This window comes from Bradyrhizobium sp. JR4.1 (assembly GCF_040548605.1).
GTDB lineage: Bacteria > Pseudomonadota > Alphaproteobacteria > Rhizobiales > Xanthobacteraceae > Bradyrhizobium > Bradyrhizobium canariense.
The window spans coordinates 1-20,677 of record NZ_JBEPRY010000052.1 but is presented as its reverse complement, the minus strand read 5'-3'; the positions used below and the strand labels follow the sequence as shown (position 1 = coordinate 20,677).

The window sequence follows — 20,677 nt, the reverse complement described above, 5'->3', positions numbered from 1 at the left end:
CGACGATCGTCGTGTCCTACAATGTGAAGGACGCGCAGGGTGCGACGGTCGCGCAGACCGAGACGATCACGATCACCGGCACCAATGACGCGCCGGTGATCACCGCCAATGGTGGCTCGCTGTCCTATACTGAGAACCAGGCCGCGACGGCAATCGATGCCCTGTTGACCGTCTCGGACGTCGACAGCACCAATCTGACCGGAGCGACGGTGTCGATCACGACCAACTTCCCCTCAGGCCAGGATGTCCTCAGCTTCACCAACCAGAACGGCATCACGGGCAGCTACAATGCAGCGACCGGCGTGCTGACGCTGACCGGTTCTGCGACTGTGGCGAACTACCAGGCGGCGCTACGTTCGGTGACGTATTCGAACTCAAGCGATAACCCCTCGGGTGCGACCCGCACCATCAGCTATCAGGTGGACGATGGGGCAGGCGCCAATCACGCCAGCAACATCGTGACCTCGACGGTGGCGGTGACGCCGGTCAACGACGCGCCGGTGGCGCAGAATGACGCATATATCCTCGACACTTCAGGCGGAAATATCTTGACGGTTACAACGCCAGGAGTTCTCGCCAACGACTCTGATCCAGACAATGCAATAACTGCGGTCAAAGACACCAACCCGACCCACGGAACCGTGACGCTTAACCTCAATGGCTCATTTACTTACACGCGGACAGACTCCTTCTTAGGCACTGATGCGTTCACCTATCATGATTCAGATGGCTCGCTCTCTTCCAATCCTGTGACCGTCACAATAACGTTGGCCGGTAGCATCAGTGGACACGTGATCAATTTTGGAAACGGTACTGACATTGCCGATTTCGCTAACAATACTTTTGATGGAAATACGCCGGCCCCTTCAGGCAATTGGTCTGTCTTGATGGGGAATGGCGGCGATACTCTGGTGACAGCGTGGAATCACATCAACGGCACGACAACCTACAACGGTGGAAATGGATCAGACGGCGTCACCCTGGTTTTCTCGGCGACACAGCTTGAGCAAATCCTTTCGAATGCAACCTTTGAGAGCGCGCTGCAAAATTACTTGGACGGTAGTCCCACTGGAACCCTCGATCTTTTAGCCTCAAGTTGGCAGGCTAGCGTCACTGCTTTTGAAAGCGCAAATCTCGCTGTCGCTCTTAATGGGGGTGGCGCTGTCACCTACTCCGCAATCAGCCAAAATCTCCCCGACCTTTTGGCGGGGCTTACAGGCAATGCGTCCGATAATACTCTGGTCGGGACCGCCACCGGTGAGACGATGTCCGGCAATGATGGAAATGACATCCTCGTTGGCCTTGGCGGCGATGACACGCTAAACGGCGGAAATGGGTCTGATCTTCTGCTGGCAGGCGCCGGAAACGATACGATCACCGGCGGAGCAAACGCGGATCTACTGTCGGGCGGAGCCGGCAATGATACGTTCCGCTATACGTTGGCATCTGACTCGACAAACAGTGCTTTCGACACGATTATCGATTTCACATCGGGGTCCGATAAGATCGCAGCTACCTCGGGCCTAGCGATCACGTCGGTAGGCAGCTCGTTGGCTGCCGTGAACAGTAGCGTCGCAGCACACACGTTTGCCTGGTTCGTCGACACTGCCAACAACCAAACGATTGTCTACGGTAACGCCACCGCCGGCGCTCTCAATGGTGGCAATGCCAACCTGCTGGAAATCCATCTCGCGGGCATAACGTCACTGACTGCCGCCGACTTTGCGACCGGAGTAGCTCCGGCCGGCATCGCCGGAGAGCAGATCAACCTTGGCCTGACCGATCCGTCGTCGGACCCGAACGACCTTATCACGGTCACAGTCAGCGGTGTTCCGTTAGGTTGGAATTTGAACGCGGGAACGAACAACGGAGACGGTACCTGGACGGTGCAAACAAGTGATGTCCAGTCCCTGGCGGTTACCACGCTCACCGACGTCGCGGGCGCGGTTGTCCTCAACGTCGCCGAGACATGGACAGACGCGGACGGCAACACGGGGACCAAGTTTGTTTTCGACAATGTTGAAGCCTACGCGGCCGGTTTCCCAATCTTCGCTATTTCGGGGGACGACAACCTGACCGCTTCGAGCGGCAACGACTTGATCGTGTTCGCCCGACCGGTTGGCCACGATACGATCTACAATTTCGACGCCGCCTCGGATCAGATCGATCTGATCGGCTATGCCGAGTTCACCGGCTTTGGTGACATCCAGGCGCATATGGCCAATGACGCTGCCGGCAGCGCGGTGATCGCACTCGCTGATGGTCAGTCGATCACGCTAAACGGCGTCGATGCGTCGTCGCTTACCGCAAGCGACTTCGTCTTCGACCAAATCCCGGTCACGGAAAATGCCGGCAACATGGTGATCAGCGACGGCGCCGTCCTGCCGCTGAGCGGCGTGATCCATAACATCGGCTCGATCGCGCTGAACTCGACGGGCGACGAGACCGACCTCCAGCTGATCGAGCATGGCATCACACTCGATGGCGGCGGCCACGTCGATCTGTCGGATAGCGGCCAGAACGTGATCACCGGTACGGCATCCGACGTCACGCTCACCAACGTGGACAATACCATTTCTGGTGCCGGTCAGTTGGGAGCGGGACAGTTGACCGTGGTGAACCAGGGCACAATCGATGCAACTGGAACCAACTCGCTCGTCATCGATACCGGCACAAACGTCGTCACCAACTCCGGAACGCTCGAGGCAACGGGAACCGGTGGACTGGAGGTCCACAGCGACATCATCAACACCGGCCTGTTGTGGGCCAATGGCGGCAACGTCACAATCGACGGCAATGTCAGCGGTAACGGAACGGCTCAGATTAGCGGTTCGGCCACACTCGAATTCGGAGCGGCCTCGTCTGCGAATGTAGCGCTTGATGCCGAAGCGACCGGGACAATCGTGCTCCACGACTCCTTTGACTTTAGCGGGGTCGTGTCCGGATTTAACGGGGATGACCACCTGGATCTGCTCGGTGTGGCATTCGGGGCCGGCGCGACCGCGAGCTATGTCGCAAATCAGGCCGGTACTGGAGGAACCCTGTCGGTGACCGACGGAGTCCATACCGCCAACATTCTCCTGCTCGGCCAGTACGACCCGGCGGGCTTCCAGACAGAGGCAGACAAGAACACGGGAACGCTGATCAGCTACCACGACCATCTGGTCTGATGCGCAGCGCGGAAATGACTCGGGGCGAACGTTGCGGCTCCGACTTTTGACTACGATGTCCAGCGTTCGGCATTAATTTTGAAGAGGGGCGGATTTTCCGCTGATCTGTGTGAGTACTCCGTTCAAAAGACCCGACGAACTCCGACAGTTGCTGCAAGCCTGCAAAGGCTATTTCGCCACGGCTGCGATCTTCAGCTTGGCCATCAACCTGCTGTATTTGGCCGGCCCGCTCTACATGCTGCAGGTCTATGACCGGGTGATCTCGAGCGCCAGCCAGATCACGCTGCTCATGCTCACCATGGCCCTGTTGCTGGGTTATGCAGCACTTGCAGGTCTCGACGCGGTACGCGCGCGGGTACTCACGCGCGCCAGTGTTCGCCTCGACCATCAAATGGCACCGCGCGTGATGACAGCGGTGATCGATCGCACCGCAAGGGGCGGCAGCACGCGCAGCCAATTGCTGCGCGATTTCGACATCTTCCGCCAGTTCATCACCGGCGCAGGAGTTCACGCAGTCTTCGATCTGCCCTGGGCTCCGATCTACATTCTCGTGATTTTCGCGCTTCACCCGTTGCTGGGCGCCTTTGCACTCGCGTGTTGTGTCATTCTGATCCTGTTGGCCTTCCTCAATGAATTGGCAGTCAAGTCTCCGCTGTCGGAGGCCAACGAGGCGGCGAGCCGAAACTACATTTTTACCGAGATGAGCCTGCGCAACACCGAAGTGGTGCGCGCCATGGGCATGACGCCCGGACTGTTACGACGCTGGAGTCGGGACCGTATCCGGATGATCGAGCGCCAGGTCACCGCGAGCGACCGTGCCTCCACGATGCAGAGCCTGATCCGTTTCTCGCGACTGTCCATGCAATCGCTGATATTGGGAGTGGGCGCCTATCTTGTCATCGAGCGTCTCACCACCGCGGGAGCGATGTTTGCGGCCAGCATCCTGCTCGGCCGCGCGCTCCAGCCGATCGAGCAGATCGTGGGGTCCTGGCGCGGCCTTGTCTCAGCTCGCGGCGCCTTCGTGCGGCTGCGCGAGCTGTTAACCGCCCATCCACCGCGTGAAACCGGACTGACTCTGCCGCGTCCTGACGGCCAACTTTCGGTGGACGGCCTATTATTCGCAGCGCCGGGAACGTCAAAGGCCATTTTGCGCGGGGTCGCCTTCCGGATTGAACCGGGAGAAGTGCTGGGCATCATCGGTCCGTCCGGCGCTGGTAAATCGACGCTGGCGCGCCACCTCGTCGGAGTACAGACGCCTTCGGCAGGCGCGGCGCGGCTGGATGGCGCCGACATTTCGAGCTGGATCAGGTCGTCCTTGGGCCAGCACCTGGGCTACCTTCCGCAGGATGTCGAGCTCTTCGCCGACAGCATCGCCACAAACATTTGCCGGTTCGACGACGGCGACGACACTGCGATTATTGCTGCGGCAAAGCTGGCCGGCGTGCACGAAATGATTGTGCGACTGCCGGAGGGCTACGATACCGAGGTCGGGGAGGGCGGTGCCATCCTCTCCGGCGGCTATCGCCAGCGGATTGGCCTTGCTCGGGCGGTCTATGGCGATCCGAGCCTTGTCGTGCTTGACGAGCCGAGTTCGAACCTCGATGCGGATGGCGACGCCGCGCTTGCCCATTGCGTCCTGCAGCTGAAGCAACGTGGAACGACCGTGGTCCTGATCTCGCACCGGCCTGCCACCATTGGCGTTTGCGATAAGATTCTGGTGCTGCGTGAAGGTGTCGCCGAGATGTTCGGCCCGCGGAACGAAATTTTGTCGCGCCTGACGCGACCGGTGCCGGTCTCGTCCGTGCAGGCAGCGGCGAGTTAGGACAAATTGCATGGCCCTGGTGGATGCCGCAAACCGATCGAGAACCCCGATGTCAGCTGCAAGCCTACACGGCGGCCCCAATGACTCGATACGACGAATTGCCCTGGTGGGATGGCTGATCATCGCAGCGTTTTTTGGTGGTCTCGGCACCTGGGCGGTGACGGCGCCACTCAACGGCGCCGTGGTCGCGAATGCGGTGATCAAGGTTGACGGCAACCGCAAGAGCGTCCAGCACCTCGACGGCGGCATCGTCAATGAATTGCATGTCAGGGAAGGCGACAAGGTTCTCGCGGGCGATCTCCTGATCCTACTCGACGAGACCCAGGCTCGCGCCGAATACGACGTCCTGACGCAAGAATTTGCTGTGCTGCGGGCAACCGAAATCCGGTTGCTGACGGAGCTCGAGCATGGCTCCGAGCTCGTGATGCCCCCCGATCTCAAGGCTCGAACCAACGATCCCTATCTCAAGAGCGTCTGGAACGGTCAACTCAGCCAGTTCCAGAGCCGGCGGGCCGCGCTGGAAGGGCAGCGCAGCGTGATCCGAGAAAAGATCAACCAGCTCGGCTCGCAGATCGTGGGCGCCGAGGCTCAAGCCAAATCGTTTACCGACCAGATCAACTCCATTCACAAGGAAGCCACCGATATTGCCCCGCTGGTCGAGCGCGGCTTGATCGCCCGGCCGCGAATTCTGCAGCTGGAGCGCACCGCCTTTGGCCTCGAGGGGCAGATCGCGGATACAACGGCCAACATTGCCAAGGCGCGCCAAGCAATCGCGGAGCAGGAGCAGCAGATCGCGCAGCTCGATAACGATCGAATGACCGACGTCACCAAGGACCTGCGTGACACCCAAGCCAAGCTCCTGGAGGTGATTCCCAAGGCGATGAACGCCAAAGCGGTGTTAGGCCGGATGGAGATCCGCGCGCCGTATACAGGGCGGGTCGTGGGCTTGAGCGTATTTTCGGTGGGCGGCGTCATTCAGCGCGGGGATAAAATCCTTGATATCGTTCCGGACGAGGACTCGCTGACCATTGAGGCACAGGTCGGTGTCGATGACATCAGCGACGTGCATCCGGACACGCGCGCCGAGGTTCACCTCACCGCGTACAAGCAGCGCATCGTACCGATCATTCATGGCGACGTGATTCAGGTCTCGGCCGATCGGTTGACCGATCCGAAGACCAACGCGCCCTATTACACCGCATTCGTGCGGATCGACCGAGATGAGCTCGCCGCGATGCCGAACATTCGGCTTTACCCTGGCATGCCCGCGACAGTGATGATCCCGACCGTGCAACGAACTGCGTTTGAGTACATCGTGGGACCGCTCGCAATGTCGTTCAACCAGTCGTTCCGGCAGAAATGACGCGATCAGGCAAGTGATGGAAGACGCAGTTCGGTAGCGACGCAGATCGGAGCGAGGAGAGACAAATGCCTCATCCCGGAAGCCAGGCTCGCTCAACGACACAAATGGCGGCGGAAGCCAAGGCCGAACGAGTGCAGCGATGTGAAGATATAAGGCCTTCAACGCCATAGATGGCGCCTATCGCACAGGCGATCTCAACGCTTTGCTGGCTGCGCTGGTCATCCAGCTGATTCTCTAAACAGCCCGCATCCCGCCCATCTCGGCGTGACTGAATTCCCGCTCGGGTATGCGATATACTGGAGTCCATTCCATTTCGTCGAGACGCTGCTCGATCTCGGCTGCGATCCGAATTATCCTGACCTGTCCGGCTTTCCCTCACTGATCGCTGCGCTTTCCGCTTTGCGTAACGACCGGCATGACATTGTGCGCCTGTTGCCTGTGCGAGGTGCCGACGTGCAGCAACGCGGATTGAATGACTGGACGCCGCTGCACTACGCCGTGAGCCTTGATGACGGCGACGCAGTCGAGCTTCTGCTTACTCACGGTGCCGATATCGATGCGCCAATGCAAATTGATGATCGCGCCACGCCAGTGCAGCTGGCGGAATCATACGGCTTCAACGCAGCGATCAGGGTCTTCAGAGCAATCCCCTGAAGCGTCTGGCGTTGTCGCCCTCTGTGGCAATCCTCCTTTGCGAGACTTCCTTCAGGCGTGCCGGCCGCGCGCTTTCCTCGCAGACTCTCGTCGCTTGTGGGCAGCTTTGCAAATTGGTGGGCACATAAATTAAATGCCGGAACAATCAGCGTGGCGAATTCTTTTCGCGTGAGATATGCCATTTGGTGTCCGTATTATTCCGGTGATCCTGCGTCACTTCATGGTTAACTCCGCTATCTTGTTGTATTACCAGGCCATTTCTGCGATCGATCCGATGGCGCACTGTTCAAATCGATTAAAAGCGAAATCATATATATATTAAATATTGACGAGGATTTACATTTAATAGAGAGTTTATGAAGTGGCAGGTTGGAAATCGTCCGCAGCCGCTGAATGTGCCAACGGGCATCTGCAAATTCAACTGAGAAGGGATTTCGCTATGTTGAAATATTACATCAAGACCACGGAAGGCTTTAAGCGTCTGCGCGCGGACCAGGACGGCGTGGTGTCGTTCGAATACATCATCGTCGCCGTTTGTATCGTTGGCGCAGTCGGTGCTGTGTTTGGCGGTGGAGCTACTGGTCAGATCGGCGCGGCGCTGACGACCGGGATCACCGCTATCACCACTGCTTTCGCTACGGCCATCGCTGGTTGATACTGCCATTTTGACGCCAGAGGGGGGTAGTCCAAGCTGCCCCCCTCCTGCAAAAGTGCCCCCGCAAGTTTGCCTTCCACGTTTTTTGGGGCGTGCATTTCATGAATTGGATTGCTCCCACAGCCTCTATTCTGGAAATCTCATTGTTGCTCTATGTCGCAACGATCGATGTCGCGACGCGATTGATCCGAAACGAAATTTGTCTGGCGCTGGCGCTCCTCGGGATCGCTAGTCAATTGCCCAACGCGATGCAAGTTGCCGAGTCGCTAATAGCAGCCGCGATCCTCTTTCTGCTGCTGTTTGTCCTGTACACGCGCGGTGGAATTGGCGGCGGTGACGTCAAATTGCTGATTGCTTTGGCGATCGGCTTTCCGCTGACCGGCGTGATTCAGCTACTGACCATTACCGTGTTGGCCGGCGGCGTTCTTGCCCTGGTGCATCTGCTGATGCGCCTCCTGCCATATCCCAGGCTAGCGCCCGTCGGCTCGTCGCTCATGCGCCGCATCTATGCGGTCGAGCGTTGGCGTAATTTGCGACACGCACCGCTGCCTTACGGGGTGGCAATAGCATGCGGTGGTATTTGGACTATTTTGAGCAAAGGATTGTGAGATGTCATCCGCGTTGCGTCTGTCGATCATCATGGTGCTTTTGCTCGCAACCACTGCGTTCGGTCTGATTGCCTACAACATGAACCTGCCGAAGGCGCAGCCTCCGGCCCCGGTACAAGTCACAGAGACAACCCCGGCGCCGGCGGAGCCGACGACTTCCGGGTACTTTGTCGCGGCGCGTCCATTGCCGAAGGGGACTTTGGCCCGCGAAGAAGATTTCACCGTGCGGTCGGTGCCGCCGGAGCGCATTCCGCAGGGCGCTATCCTTGAAACGCCCGAATCCAAGGCCGGACTTCCCGGTTCTCTCATCCGCAAGTTCGTCGAAGCGGGCAGTCCCGTCACATTGCAGGACATCCTGCGCCCCCGGGATCGGGGTTTCCTCGCCAGTGTCCTGGCGCCAGACAGCCGTGCCATTAGCATCAAGGTCGACGAGGAGTCGGGCGTCTCGGGCCTGATCAGGCCGGGTGATCATGTCGACGTGGTGTTGACTCAGGTCTTCGAGAAAGTCGATCTCGTGCGTCGCGCCCTGAGCGAAACCGTTCTGGGCAATGTTCGAGTCATCGCGATTGACCAGGAGATCGTGCAGGGCGCGCGACCTATTAGCGGGATGGCAGGTAAGCAAACACAAACCGTGTCGCTGGAGCTCACGCAGGAGCAGGTCAAAAAGGTGTCTGTCGCAAAGCAGATCGGAACGCTCTCCCTGGCCGTACGCGCGGCTGTCGATCAATGGGATAAGGCGGACACTGGCGCGATGTCCAGCTGCGATGTCTCGCCGGAACTCGCCCGCCAGTATGCAATTGCCGCCCAGAGAACGGCAGTGGTCGTTCATTCGGGCGGTGAGGTCAAGCAATACACAGTCAGGAGACAAGACGAAGACGCTCTCATCAGCTGCGATGGGTCCTCGGAAGTTGTCCGCCAGACTGCAACCGCTATGGGTTACGCTAACAGATTGTCGGAGAAACGTTGATGAACATTGCCATAGCCACTCCGCCTGAAGAAGCGACATCGATCGTCACGCGTAACCGCATCGTCTGTTTCGTAAATGATGAGCTCAGCGCTGAGGCTTTGCGCAGAGGGCTGGAAGGCGCCAACCTCTCGATCAGACGCGGCACGATCCGCAATGCGATACGGATGCTTGAAACCGACACCGACCTGTTGGCGCTGGTGACAGACATCAGCGGCATCGATGATCCCTTTACTGAACTGGAAAGGCTTGCCGGAGTCTGTCCACCCGATGTCCGCGTAGCCCTGATTGGCGAGAACAGGGAAATCACCTTCTACCGTGAGCTTTTGGAGCTGGGCTTGACCGAGTACCTGCCGCGGCCGGTCACGCGCGATATCGTGCTGGACCAGCTGCGCCCGAAGCTGCTTGGCAACGTGACGCACAGTTCGGTTGATCGTGGCGGACATGTGATCTCGATCTGTGGTGCGCAGGGTGGCGCCGGCGCAACGAGTATCGCCATCAATCTCGCGCTGCAGCTGGCCGAGACCACCAAGGCCAAAGTTGCGCTGCTCGACCTTCACCTGCAAGGCGGCGAAACAGCTGTCATGTTGGGTGTTCAGCCCGGGCCAGGCCTGCGTATTGCGCTGGAAAACCCGATGCGTGCGGACACATTATTCCTTGAGCGCGCGGCAATTGAGGTCAACGAGCGAGTTTGCCTGATTTCTGCCGATGAAGAACTGGATGCGCAGCTCGACATCACTGAAGCCGGCGTGAGACACGTACTGGGTCTGCTGCGCCAACGGTTCAATTACATCGTTGTCGATGTCCCAGTGCCGTTTCCGGCATCCATTCACCCGGTGATCGCGCTTTCCCGTCACGTGCTGGTGTTGCTGGAAGCTGAGGTGACCGGACTGCGCAATGCCCATGCAGTGCGCGCTGCGGTGACCAATATCGCTGGCAAGGATCGGGTGTTTACTTTGCTTAACCGTGCCGATCGCCCCGGCGGCCTCCCCCGGGCGGCCGTTGTCAAGGCGTTGGGCGCAGAGCCAGATATGGTGGTGCCGGATCTCGGCAAAGGCATGACCCAAGCGGTCAATCTCGGAATTCCTGCGCTGAAGCACGTTTCAGGACTGCGACGTCACCTCGCCCCCATTGTACGGGAGATCACGGGGCTCGGCGCCGAGCGGAAGGGATGGCTGAGGAGGCTGCTCGGACGATGAAGACCTTCGGTAGGCGCGACGACGATACGCCAGCTCATTTATCGGCATTGACGCCGTTGCCGGCATCGCCGCCGAGCTTGCCTGCAGCTGCGCCCAGGCACGAACCTCCGCCCGAGCGGCCCCTGATGCCAACCTCGCTCCGCGAGCGGGTCATCGAGCAGATTGAGCCATCAGTGGCGGCAACTGTTTCGCGCGATGTCCTTCGGCGGCAGATCGAGCAAATCATCCATGGAATCGCCAACGAAGAACGGCTCGAGCTGTCAGCTCGCGAACAGGTTCAGCTGGCGGACGAGATTGCGGACGACATGACCGGCTACGGACCGCTGCGTCCGCTTCTGCTCGATCAATCGATCAACGATATCATGATCAACGGACCGAGTAACATTTATGTCGAACGAGCCGGCAAGCTGGAACGGGTCGCGGTGCGATTCCGCGACAATGACCACATCGCATCGGTGGCGCAGAAAATCGCCGCGCAAGTTGGGCGACGCGTTGACGAGTCCAGTCCGATGGTGGATTGCCGCCTGCCTGACGGCAGCCGGGTCAACATCATTTTTCCGCCGCTGTCGATCCATGGCCCTTGCATCTCGATCCGAAAATTTCCAAGCCGCCGTTTGGACATCGCCGGGATGATCGAAAACGGCTCGATGACCGCAGCCATCGGACAATTGCTCGAGATTGCCTCCCGGTCTCGGCTCAATGTTCTGGTCTCCGGCGGCACAGGGTCCGGCAAGACGACGCTGCTCAACGCCATGAGCCAATTCATCGATCACAGCGAACGCGTCGTCACCATCGAGGACGCGGCGGAGTTGCAGCTCCAGCAGCCGCACGTGATCAGCCTGGAGACCCGGCCTTCCAGCCTCGAAGGTACGGGGCAGGTGACGCAGCGCGATCTCTTGTGGAATGCGCTGCGCATGCGTCCTGACCGGATCGTCGTGGGTGAGGTGCGTGGCGCTGAGGCATTTGACATGCTGCAAGCAATGAACACCGGCCATGATGGCTCGATCTCCACGGTGCACGCGAATAGTACCCGAGATGCCCTGACCCGCATCGAAAATATGGTGCAGATGGGGCAGGTCAATCTACCGACGCGCGCCATTCGAGCTCAGATCGTCGCTGCGCTGGATCTCATTGTGCAGGTCGAACGCATGCGGGACGGACAGCGTCGGATCGTTCAGATCAGCGAGGTCGTCGGCCTGGAAGGGGACGTGATTACGACCAATGACATCGCAGCCTTCGAGTATCACGAGGAGGATGTGCATGGGCGTATATCGGGCTCCTACAGGTGCAACCTTGCAACCCCGAAATTCAAGAGCCGTCTTGTCTATTACGGGCTGGATGGAGCTTGGGCCGAGGCCATGAGGCAGGTGTGATGCCGGAGTTTGTGATCGTCGCTGTTCTGGCGCTCGCGATGTGCGCAGCAGCCATTTCGTTGTGGATCGACGCTCGGGAAAGACGCATCGATCGCCGGCTGTCGGTTGCCCTGCCGGCCTCACATCCAGCTAATCTGCCATCCATTCGCCGGTTGGAGACCGGGGCCGGGTCCCTGTTTCTCCATCGCCTGGCCAACTACAATTCCGAGATCTCGTACATTTGGCATCCGGCCTATGTGCTGCTTGCCGGTGTCGCCGCAGCAGCAGCAACTCTCTACGCGAATCACCTGCTCGGATATTCCATTCTCTACGGGTGCATTGGCGCTGCAATCGCAGCCATCATCGTGGTGCGAGGCCTGTTTGGATGGCAGCAACGTCGCGTTGCGCTTCAGCTTTTTCGACAGCTGCCTGATGCGATCCAGCTGGTGACCAGTACCGTTCGATCGGGTCTGCCCGTGCACGAAGCATTTCGCGCCCTCGCTCGCGATATGCCGCAACCAACGGCTGGCCAGTTTGCCATCGTATGCAGCGAGGTGAATCTGGGGAGACCTCCAGAGCAAGCCGTCGAAGCTGTTTATCAGCGAACGCAAGTGGCGGAATATGCAATGTTTGCGGTTACACTTGCAGTCCAGTTGAAGTCAGGTGGCAGCTTGGCCGAAACCTTACAGAACCTGGGAGACACGGTGAGGCAGCGTGTTGCGCTGGCTGGTCGCGCCAAGGCGCTCGCAGGAGAGGTGATCTTTTCATCGCGAGCGCTGACGATATCGCCGCTAGTTGGAGGCGGAGTATTATACGCGTCCAATCCGCAAACCGTTGATCTGTTGTTCACTGATCCGGTTGGAAACAAGCTGCTGGCTTACGCAGTGGGCTCGGTGCTTCTTGGGGCTCTGGTGATAAGCTGGATGGTCAGAAGGGAAACCGAGCTGTGACTGTTGGCCTAGGTCTGGTAGCCCTCGCACTAGCAGCTGGCAGTGCGACCTGCGTGTTGATCATCCAGGAATTACACCTTCGTGCATTGGACACGCGGGTATCGAACGCCGTGCTGGGTATCCCTTACCGGTCCGCCCCGTTCCAGGACGTGACCGGTTGGTTTTCATGGCTCGGCATGCGGTATCGCCGCTTCTACGCTGAGGAAAATCTGGATCAACTAAGCGCCATCCTTCAATCATCAGGTTTCAATCATCGGCGAGCGTTGCCGACCTGGATCGGCGTCAAAGCCGTCAGCATGTTCCTTTGCCCAATCATCGCCGCGGGTGTCGCCCTGCTTCTCGGCAAGGGACTGATGGATGTGCTGGTCTTTACACTCATGGGCGTGATGATCGGGATTTTGGGGCCGCGATTGATACTGACCGTGATGAAGCGGCGGTTCGATGCTGCCATTCGGGTCGGCACGCCGGATATGATCGATTTGCTGGTCGTGTGCAGCGAAGCGGGAATGGGTCTGGAGAGCGGGCTCGCACGGGTAACGCAGGAAATGAGCCAGACCAATCCCTCTGTCGCGCGGGTCTTGCAAGGTCTTATTGACGATCTCCGGATATTGCCAAGTCGCAGCGAGGCGTTCGAGAAATTAGGTGCTACGTCGGATGGGCTTCGCCGCTTCGGCACCATGGTCGCCCAAAGCCTGCAGTACGGAACGCCGGTGGGCCAAGCTCTGCGGAGTATCGCTGTCGACCTCCGGCGAGAACGCATTACCAAGCTTGAAGAACGAGCCCACAAGTTGGGCGCCAAGCTGACCATTCCGATGGTGTTGTTCCTGCTCCCCGCCATGTTCGTCATTTTGGGAGGAAGTCCAATTCTGCACCTGGTGCGTTCGTTCGCCAGCTTCGGTAAATAGCCATGAGCACGGTTGCCCTGTCGAAACCTTTCTCATACGGGCGCACGATGCAACTGTTCGGCGGCATGTGGTTCATGTTGCTGGCACTTGGTGTCGCCATCAAGATCGGATCATCGGCTCATGATCCCTGGCCGTCGCTCTTGTCGAGTGTTTGCCTCGCTGTCTTCTACGTGCTCCTGGCGCTGTTGATCATCACGCGGCCCCCGGCGAAGGCGCAAGCGAATGGCCTTCTCCCAAGGATAGCGGCGTTCGTCGGCACCTACATGCCATGGACGATCGCCTTCTTCGGCAAGACCGATCAAGCGTTACCAAACCTGGCGTCTACCGCTTGCGTGCTGATCGGCATGATCATGATGCTGGTCACCATTCGACATCTTGGCAGGTCATTCAGTTTGGTGCCACAGGCGCGCAACGTCGTGCAAACCGGTCCGTATCGGTGGATCAAGCACCCGCTCTACCTCGCGGAAGAAATCGCGGTGTTGGGCGTGGTGCTGAGAAACCCGACGCCGCTGACAGCGGTCTTGCTGGTCTTGCATATCGGCATCCAGATTTGCCGAATTTATTACGAAGAGGACCTGCTTCGGCGCACCTGCCCTGAGTATTCCGGTTACGAAGCCTCGCGCTGGAGATTGATCCCTCATGTCTGGTGAGTGCTATTGATCCGGTCGACGACCGGAATGGTGAGTATCGGTCGAGGTAGGCTCATGCGCCGCAAGAACTCTTTCATCGTGGATCAAGGCGGCGCCGTCGCGCTTGAGACCATGATCGTGTACATTTTCTTGGTGTCGTTCCTGCTTGTGCCGCTCGCCGACGTCGCTGCCGCGGGCTTCCAGTTTATCTCCGCGTGGTCGGCGTTGCGGTCCTTCGGGCAGTACGTCCAGTACTATAATCCGCTCGGCCCTGACGGCACGGTGACCTGGAGGTCAGGGCTACAGACGACAGTCGCTGGTCATGCGATCAGCAATCTACAAGTTAAATGCGGAGACGGGGGCGCTACCTGCTCGCCGAGCAATATTGCTTCTCCGAAGTACATGACGTTTTCGACGACCATCACTTTGGCTCCGATTGGGGCGCGTGTGCCTTTTTGGAGGTCAGTGCTGTGTCCCACCACTTGTACGTACACGCTGGCTTACTCAGAACGCTTCCAGTAGGTGCTTCCATGCGCAATCTGCTCCGTTCTCGACGAGGCTCTGTCGCATTCGCGACAGTCATAGCGCTCGTGCCGCTCATCGGAGTGGTCGCGCTCGGGGCCGAGGCCGGATCGTGGTACGTCACCCGCCAGCACGCGCAGAACGCCGCCGACTCTGCGGCCTACTCGGGCGCCTTGCGCCTTGCATGCACGATTGCTGGTGCGAGCTGCGACACGAAATCAGTGGACTATCGCGGCAAGGAATTCGCGGCGCAGAATGGGTTTTGCAACTCAAGTCCTAACGACGCTACCGCCTATCCGGACAGAAACTGTGCGACGAGCCTTCCGACCAGAGTGTCGCGAGCCGTGCAGATCGATATCGGCGATTACAATGGGACCACGTTCACAACGCCATCAACAGGCACCGGCAACGCCGTTCGCGCCAGGGTCAGCCAGCAACAACCGGCTTACTTGGCCGCAGTGCTGGGTTTGACCACCGTCAACATCCCCGCCCAAGCCATTGCGTTGGTCAAGCTGCCGAGCAAGGTGTGCGCCTTGGCGCTTGGACCTAATCCGACCGGTGGAGGGGCGCTTAAACTTGCTGGTGACGTCAGCAACAACGGAACAGGTTGCCCGCTGATGTCGGATGCGAGCGTCCAGTTTGCAAGCACTCCCTCTTTCAGCGGTTCGGGATGGGCCGTCTATGGTGCAAATGGCTGTTCTCCAACCAATACCTGCGCCGATCCCGGCATAGCGCACAACTACTTCATGCCTCCTGCGATGGATCCATTGCAGGGACTCACGACTGCGTCGTTCAACACGAGGACGAGCCCATCAACAAAACCATGCGGCGGCAATGTTACCAATGGTCAAACCTGCTCGCTGAACCCGAACAGCGCTAGCGGGGTGTACAGCGATCTAAAGGTGAACTCCGGAGGCACGGTAAATTTTGCCCCAGGAACCTACCTTTTCTACAATGCAACGATAAGTTTTGGAGGAACGGTCAGCGGCACAGGCGTAACGCTTGTATTGCTCGGGAATTCGAGCCTCACCATCAACGGCGGGAACGTCAATCTCTCGGCCCCTACGACCAACGCTTTCTCTTCTGCTCTGAATGGGGTTCTGATTGACGATCAATCGACTGCGAACGTCAACATTGGCGGCAATGGCGTGATCAAGCTCGCGGGCGCGATGTACTTCCCTAAAGCAGATGTGTCGTTCGGCGGGTCGACTCAGCCTAGCAACACGACCTGCTCAGAAGTGATCGCCAAAACACTCACCATGACCGGTGGCGGCTACCTGAGCACCGATGGATGTGCTCCAACTGTAATCGCCTACACCCAAGTCGTCTCTTTGGTGCAATGATGAGAAAGCTCGACAATCGTGGTGCCTCTGCGTTTGAATTCATCCTCGTGTTCGTGCCGCTTTTCACGTTGATGTTCGTCATCTTCGATCTCGGACGCTATGCCATCACGATGCAGTCCTTGCGGACGCTGGCGAGCGCCGGCGCCCGGGCGGTCATGATTAGCTGCTATACGCCTGCCATGGTCCAAAGCCCGCCGCAGTCGCCGGCCGGCTGCACAGGGGATCCCCTGTCCGCGACGGCCAAGCAGAACGCGGCGCCGTTCCTGTATTTCGGCCATCTCACGCCGACCCTGACGGTGGGGTCGAGTGGCAACAATTTGACCGTTACAGCTTCTCAGACAGCCTTTCAAATGCTGATGCCGATATGGGGCACATCCCTCAACAAGCCGAGCGCATCCACCCAAATTCCCTTCTAGTGGTAGTGAGCAACCACTCCCGGAATGCGTCTGGATTTCGGTAAGCGGGAAATTCCCGAACAGATCTTCCGAAAATGGATAGGGCGCTTGGCGAGCGCGAGAGCAACGGGAACCCGTCGGAGCGCTTACGCGGCGCGATAGTTCCAGGCAAGGCAGGAAAGTGGTGCGCGCTGGCAACATCTGCAAGTTTTCTCTGCTGTTGCCGCACTGCGGTAGCGGCTCTTTTCTTGCACTCAGGCGGCATAAGGGACGATGATCTTGCACCGCATCTTGCGGCCGGTGGAGAACGAGACGTGTCCTTTGCGGAGCCGGAGATAGGTTGGGGCCTCGACTGAGTGCGCGCATAAGCAGGTAACGATTTGTAGTGGGACAGATTGTAAACTCTGCGATGTAGTGCGCGAAGGCGAGTTGTTAGGTCAGTCGAGGACGTAGATTTACGGGGACAGCCGCGGATCGCGGCGAGAGGGACTCAGAATGAGTGGGGGGCGCGTTTCGAGTAAAGCGGAGGCGAGACTACTCGCCTTCAGCGCGATGGCTCTTGCCACGACGCTTGGCCTGTTCAATTCCGTTGACCGCGCGGCGGCTGCAGACCGGCGGGGCTCCGGCGGCGTCTTCCTCAGCGAGATGAACGATGTCCAGCGGGTCAAGATCGTCGTCAACAAGTCGCGCACCTTCAAGGTCGATACGGCCTTTGCGACGATCGTAGCGGGCTCACCTGACATCGTCGACGTGAAATCGCTGAGCGATCACCTTATCTATGTGCAGGGCAAGCAGACCGGCACCACAAATGTCATACTATTTGACTCGTCAATGAAGCAGATCGGGATCCTCGACGTCGAGGTCGTGATCGATTCCGGCAATCTGCAGCAGAACATCCGGAGCAGCACCGGCGGGCAGGGTATCCGCGTGTCGGCTTCCGAGGGGCAGGTGGTGCTCAGCGGAACCGCCGCCGACGCAGTTACCGCCGAGCGCGCCATGGCGATCGCCACCAGCACGGTTGCGAAAGGGGGAGTCGTCGTCAACGCCATGAGTGTCGCCGCGCCGCAGCAGGTGATGCTGGAGGTGCGCTTTCTCGAGGTCAGCCGGGAGGCCGGTCGAAACCTAGGCGTGAACCTTTCTGCGGCGAACGCCAACGGCACTAACATCGGTAACACCGGGCTGGGTCATGTGACCGCCGCCGGTCGATCACCGATTGGTGGTATTAATACCAACAACGGTCCGCTCGGTGCTGGGGGAGGACAGGTCGGCGACGCACCGACGGGTAGCCTTCCGGTACTCCAAACTCTGGGGACGCTCGCCGGTACTGCAGGAGGCATCGCTCCTGCGCCGTTCGGAAGCTTGTTGACCAGTCTCATTCGGACCAGCAACGGCGGCTCGGTGGACTTGTTGATCTCTGCATTGGAAACGAAAGGGCTGGCACGTCGGTTGGCGGAGCCAAACTTGACCACGCTTTCCGGCGATGCCGCCCGCTTCCTCGCCGGCGGTGAGTTTCCAGTACCGATACCGACCCAGACGACGAACGGCTTTCCCACCATCACGATCGACTACAAGAAGTTCGGTGTTGAGCTGGCCTTCGTGCCGACCGTTCTTTCGCGCGGCGTGATCAACCTTCGGGTCGAACCCTCGGTCAGCGAGCTTGATTTCGCCAATGCGGTGACCATTCAGGGCACGACAGTTCCCGCATTGACCCGCCGCGATGCGCGCACCACGGTCGAATTGCGCGACGGCCAGAGCTTTGCCATCGCCGGCCTGCTCCAGACCCGCAATCGGCAGGACGTTTCGCAATTGCCATGGATCGGCTCGGTGCCCGTGCTTGGAACCTTGTTCAGCAGCAAGTCGTACCAGCAGGAGGAAACCGACCTCGTCATCATCGTGACGCCGCGCCTGGTTGCGCCGGCGGCACCCGGTCAGCAACTGGCGTCTCCGCTCGACTCCCGCCTTCCGGCCAACGACGTCGATTTCTTCCTCAATGGCCAGATGGAAGTCCGCAAGCGCTACAATGACTACGTCAATTCCGGCGGCGACGTGAAGGGTCCGTACGGCCACATCATCGCTCCTGAAGTTAGGGTGCCTGTTCCGGCACCGGCCGCCGCTGCCGACCAGCCGGTCGTAAAAACCCTCAACTAGCGGAGCGAGAGATGACCATCAGGTATCTGGTTCTGTTCGCGCCCTTGCTGCTCGGGGGATGTTACGGCCTCGCCGGTAACGACGAGATGGATCGCTACTTCCAGCGTTCCGATACCATCACCATGAGCGCCGGCAACGCCAAAGAGGTCAACGCCGTCACACATACGATCAGTCCATGGCCGCGAAACGTCGGTGACCGGAGGATCGCATATGACGCTCGGCGCGTGGGCGCCGCCGTCACACGCTATGGCAAAACGCAACAGCCGGTGGATCAGCTTCCCGACATAAGCGATGCGACGAGGCAAATGGGCCTGCGGACGACGCCGACGCAGAACGTCAACATCGAGGGCTTGGGGGCAGGTTCGGCAACCGGCGTGTCGGTACCGGTCGGCGGAGCAGGGGGCAGGTAACGCGTCCGGAAGTGAGTTTTTGTTTGCGAACGGCGCAGCGAGTTCGCTGGGCCGCGGGGGGATGAAGATTGATGCGACGTATCATCTTGATGCTGACCTGTTGCTGGTTGGCGACGGGCCTCGCAGGGTGTGACTACACGTTGCGGGAGGCTGCGATCGTCGCGCCTGTGGATCCGCCGGGCGGGGACCCCGTGCAGGAGCCGACCGACGTCAAATACTACCCGTCGGACGAACCCGTTCGGCTGGGGCTGGAGCATTACAACCGCGGCAGTTACGGGATTTCCCAGCGCTATTTCAAGGACGCCGTCGAGAAATCGCCGAAGGATTTGACGGCCTGGATCGGGCTTGCCGCGAGCTATGATCGGCTGCGTCGTTTTGACCTGGCTGATCAGGCCTATGCCCAGGCGGTCCGGCTGGGAGGCGAAACTGTTCAAATCCTGAATGACCAGGGATATTCGTACATGCTGCGCGGCAATCTGAGCGCGGCGCGGCGAAAGTTCGAGAAGGCCTATTCGCTCGATCCAGGTAACCCGGTTATCGCCAATAACCTTGAGCTCCTCAACGGCAGCCGGCGGTTCATTGAAAGGCCGCCGAACAATCAACCATAGGTAAAATAGCTAGCCGTAATAGATTAATCTTTATCGATTTGGTCTAGGCTGGAGCGCGCGCCGTGTGCCGGGGGCCATTGAGACAAGCTAACGTTTCTGACGTATGGTTAATCTCATGAGTCGACTTTTCAAGCTCCAATTCCTGGGACCATTTGTGCTCTTTGCCGCCACGCTTTGCGCCGAACTGGCCGCGCGTGCCCTTCAATATGCGCCCAGCTCTGAGCTTCTCTGGTTCATCAATCTCAGGATGTTCGGCATCTTTCAGCGTAGCGATGCCGCATTGAGCTATTTCGTTCCACTCAAAGGGTTTCAGTTCTTCGGGCTTGCGCTTCCGATCTTCGTGCTGGCCTGCGTTGGGCTCGCAGCTAGGTCGAGGCCCCTTTTCACGGTCGCAACGCACGTCAGTGTAGTCTATGCCTTGGTTTTGGTCGTCTCCTGGCAGCTTGGTACACCCACCGCTACGCAGGCATCGCTTGTAACCGTTGCGGTCCCGTCGGGTGGCTGGTTTGTGATGGCGACCATTTTAGGGGCCTGCCTCCTGTCCTTTGCGGTCACGCACCTGCTCTATTTCTTCGCAGTGGGACAGGAAATCAGAGCTTTGGTACGTTGGCTACGACCGATCCTGTTCTCGACGTAACAACCGCATTACGCGCAGGCTCACTGGATGCTCTTAGTCAGCGGCGGAGCTTGCGGTCGAGAATGGCGCCGAGAACGTCGGCATAATCGTCGTCCAGGTCGCTACGCGCGAGTCGGGATCTAGGCGCCTCCATCCCTCCATCTCCATCCGGGCCGCGCCGGCAGATCGCCGAGATCCCGCACATCCCGAGCAAACACAACCACTTCCGCGAGGATCCGCAACTCCTCGTCGACCGTGTCCGTCGGAAGGTCTCCCTCCGGCGAGGGCCGCCTTGTTGGGTTAGTCCAATTGGTGCGTAACAGTCCTTATGGACAGCCATAAGCGCAGTACTCAGCTTGAACGG

Annotated in this window: 19 protein-coding genes; all 19 read left to right on the top strand. The window is 59.2% G+C overall.

Annotation, left to right across the window (positions count from 1 at the left end):
• The first annotated feature begins 11 nt into the window (after positions 1–11).
• Positions 12–3,170, top strand: coding sequence for a beta strand repeat-containing protein (locus ABIB90_RS40690; protein WP_354202881.1), 3,159 nt, complete (start codon positions 12–14; stop codon positions 3,168–3,170).
• A 148-nt stretch (positions 3,171–3,318) separates the two neighbouring features.
• A complete protein-coding gene (locus ABIB90_RS40685) occupies positions 3,319–4,992 on the top strand; it encodes a type I secretion system permease/ATPase (RefSeq protein ID WP_157158555.1) in 1,674 nt (557 codons plus the stop codon).
• Between the two features lie 10 nt (positions 4,993–5,002).
• Entirely contained in the window at positions 5,003–6,355 is a 1,353-nt protein-coding gene (locus tag ABIB90_RS40680) for an HlyD family type I secretion periplasmic adaptor subunit (RefSeq protein ID WP_354160980.1), read from the top strand.
• Between the two features lie 264 nt (positions 6,356–6,619).
• On the top strand, positions 6,620–7,009 hold the full coding sequence (locus ABIB90_RS40675; RefSeq protein WP_007592701.1) for an ankyrin repeat domain-containing protein: 390 nt from the start codon (positions 6,620–6,622) through the stop codon (positions 7,007–7,009).
• 439 nt (positions 7,010–7,448) lie between these two features.
• Entirely contained in the window at positions 7,449–7,664 is a 216-nt protein-coding gene (locus tag ABIB90_RS40670) for a hypothetical protein (protein ID WP_007592700.1), read from the top strand.
• 101 nt (positions 7,665–7,765) lie between these two features.
• The gene (locus ABIB90_RS40665) at positions 7,766–8,272 is read left to right on the top strand and encodes an A24 family peptidase (RefSeq protein ID WP_007592699.1); all 507 of its coding nucleotides are present in this window, start codon (positions 7,766–7,768) and stop codon (positions 8,270–8,272) included.
• A gap of 1 nt (position 8,273) precedes the next feature.
• Positions 8,274–9,239 carry a Flp pilus assembly protein CpaB gene (gene cpaB / locus ABIB90_RS40660; protein WP_354160985.1) on the top strand — a complete coding sequence of 322 codons (966 nt, stop codon included), beginning with the start codon at positions 8,274–8,276 and terminating at the stop codon, positions 9,237–9,239.
• Positions 9,239–10,435, top strand: coding sequence for a CpaE/TadZ family protein (locus ABIB90_RS40655; protein WP_007592696.1), 1,197 nt, complete (start codon positions 9,239–9,241; stop codon positions 10,433–10,435). The genes cpaB and ABIB90_RS40655 overlap by 1 nt, the downstream gene beginning before the upstream one ends.
• Entirely contained in the window at positions 10,432–11,808 is a 1,377-nt protein-coding gene (locus ABIB90_RS40650) for a TadA family conjugal transfer-associated ATPase (protein ID WP_007592694.1), read from the top strand. The genes ABIB90_RS40655 and ABIB90_RS40650 overlap by 4 nt, the downstream gene beginning before the upstream one ends.
• The gene (locus tag ABIB90_RS40645; RefSeq protein WP_198288231.1) at positions 11,805–12,737 is read left to right on the top strand and encodes a type II secretion system F family protein; all 933 of its coding nucleotides are present in this window, start codon (positions 11,805–11,807) and stop codon (positions 12,735–12,737) included. The genes ABIB90_RS40650 and ABIB90_RS40645 overlap by 4 nt, the downstream gene beginning before the upstream one ends.
• Positions 12,734–13,642, top strand: coding sequence for a type II secretion system F family protein (locus ABIB90_RS40640; RefSeq protein WP_007592691.1), 909 nt, complete (start codon positions 12,734–12,736; stop codon positions 13,640–13,642). Before ABIB90_RS40645 ends, ABIB90_RS40640 begins: the two co-directional genes overlap by 4 nt.
• 2 nt (positions 13,643–13,644) lie before the next feature.
• Positions 13,645–14,292 (top strand): methyltransferase family protein, encoded by a 648-nt coding sequence (locus ABIB90_RS40635; protein ID WP_354160991.1) that lies wholly within the window; start codon positions 13,645–13,647, stop codon positions 14,290–14,292.
• A 54-nt stretch (positions 14,293–14,346) separates the two neighbouring features.
• Positions 14,347–14,793 (top strand): hypothetical protein, encoded by a 447-nt coding sequence (locus ABIB90_RS40630; RefSeq protein ID WP_007592686.1) that lies wholly within the window; start codon positions 14,347–14,349, stop codon positions 14,791–14,793.
• An 8-nt stretch (positions 14,794–14,801) separates the two neighbouring features.
• Positions 14,802–16,136 carry a pilus assembly protein TadG-related protein gene (locus tag ABIB90_RS40625; RefSeq protein ID WP_007592684.1) on the top strand — a complete coding sequence of 445 codons (1,335 nt, stop codon included), beginning with the start codon at positions 14,802–14,804 and terminating at the stop codon, positions 16,134–16,136.
• Positions 16,133–16,552, top strand: coding sequence for a TadE family protein (locus ABIB90_RS40620; RefSeq protein ID WP_007592683.1), 420 nt, complete (start codon positions 16,133–16,135; stop codon positions 16,550–16,552). Before ABIB90_RS40625 ends, ABIB90_RS40620 begins: the two co-directional genes overlap by 4 nt.
• Positions 16,553–17,026: 474 nt before the next feature.
• The gene (locus ABIB90_RS40615) at positions 17,027–18,679 is read left to right on the top strand and encodes a type II and III secretion system protein family protein (RefSeq protein ID WP_354160996.1); all 1,653 of its coding nucleotides are present in this window, start codon (positions 17,027–17,029) and stop codon (positions 18,677–18,679) included.
• A gap of 11 nt (positions 18,680–18,690) precedes the next feature.
• Entirely contained in the window at positions 18,691–19,089 is a 399-nt protein-coding gene (locus ABIB90_RS40610) for a hypothetical protein (protein WP_007592679.1), read from the top strand.
• A gap of 71 nt (positions 19,090–19,160) precedes the next feature.
• Positions 19,161–19,697 (top strand): tetratricopeptide repeat protein, encoded by a 537-nt coding sequence (locus ABIB90_RS40605; RefSeq protein ID WP_007592677.1) that lies wholly within the window; start codon positions 19,161–19,163, stop codon positions 19,695–19,697.
• Positions 19,698–19,812: 115 nt separating this feature from the next.
• On the top strand, positions 19,813–20,334 hold the full coding sequence (locus tag ABIB90_RS40600) for a hypothetical protein (protein ID WP_157158554.1): 522 nt from the start codon (positions 19,813–19,815) through the stop codon (positions 20,332–20,334).
• The last annotated feature ends 343 nt before the right edge of the window (positions 20,335–20,677 follow it).

Bases quoted from the DNA above. Each gene is read 5' to 3' on its own strand.
- ABIB90_RS40655 (WP_007592696.1), top strand. From the start codon at position 9,239: ATGAACATTGCCATAGCCACTCCGCCTGAAGAAGCGACATCGATCGTC.
- ABIB90_RS40605 (WP_007592677.1), top strand. From the start codon at position 19,161: ATGCGACGTATCATCTTGATGCTGACCTGTTGCTGGTTGGCGACGGGC.
- ABIB90_RS40630 (WP_007592686.1), top strand. From the start codon at position 14,347: ATGCGCCGCAAGAACTCTTTCATCGTGGATCAAGGCGGCGCCGTCGCG.
- ABIB90_RS40625 (WP_007592684.1), top strand. From the start codon at position 14,802: ATGCGCAATCTGCTCCGTTCTCGACGAGGCTCTGTCGCATTCGCGACA.
- ABIB90_RS40610 (WP_007592679.1), top strand. From the start codon at position 18,691: ATGACCATCAGGTATCTGGTTCTGTTCGCGCCCTTGCTGCTCGGGGGA.
- ABIB90_RS40620 (WP_007592683.1), top strand. From the start codon at position 16,133: ATGATGAGAAAGCTCGACAATCGTGGTGCCTCTGCGTTTGAATTCATC.
- ABIB90_RS40665 (WP_007592699.1), top strand. From the start codon at position 7,766: ATGAATTGGATTGCTCCCACAGCCTCTATTCTGGAAATCTCATTGTTG.
- ABIB90_RS40615 (WP_354160996.1), top strand. From the start codon at position 17,027: ATGAGTGGGGGGCGCGTTTCGAGTAAAGCGGAGGCGAGACTACTCGCC.
- ABIB90_RS40650 (WP_007592694.1), top strand. From the start codon at position 10,432: ATGAAGACCTTCGGTAGGCGCGACGACGATACGCCAGCTCATTTATCG.
- ABIB90_RS40680 (WP_354160980.1), top strand. From the start codon at position 5,003: ATGGCCCTGGTGGATGCCGCAAACCGATCGAGAACCCCGATGTCAGCT.
- ABIB90_RS40670 (WP_007592700.1), top strand. From the start codon at position 7,449: ATGTTGAAATATTACATCAAGACCACGGAAGGCTTTAAGCGTCTGCGC.
- cpaB (WP_354160985.1), top strand. From the start codon at position 8,274: ATGTCATCCGCGTTGCGTCTGTCGATCATCATGGTGCTTTTGCTCGCA.
- ABIB90_RS40635 (WP_354160991.1), top strand. From the start codon at position 13,645: ATGAGCACGGTTGCCCTGTCGAAACCTTTCTCATACGGGCGCACGATG.
- ABIB90_RS40600 (WP_157158554.1), top strand. From the start codon at position 19,813: ATGAGTCGACTTTTCAAGCTCCAATTCCTGGGACCATTTGTGCTCTTT.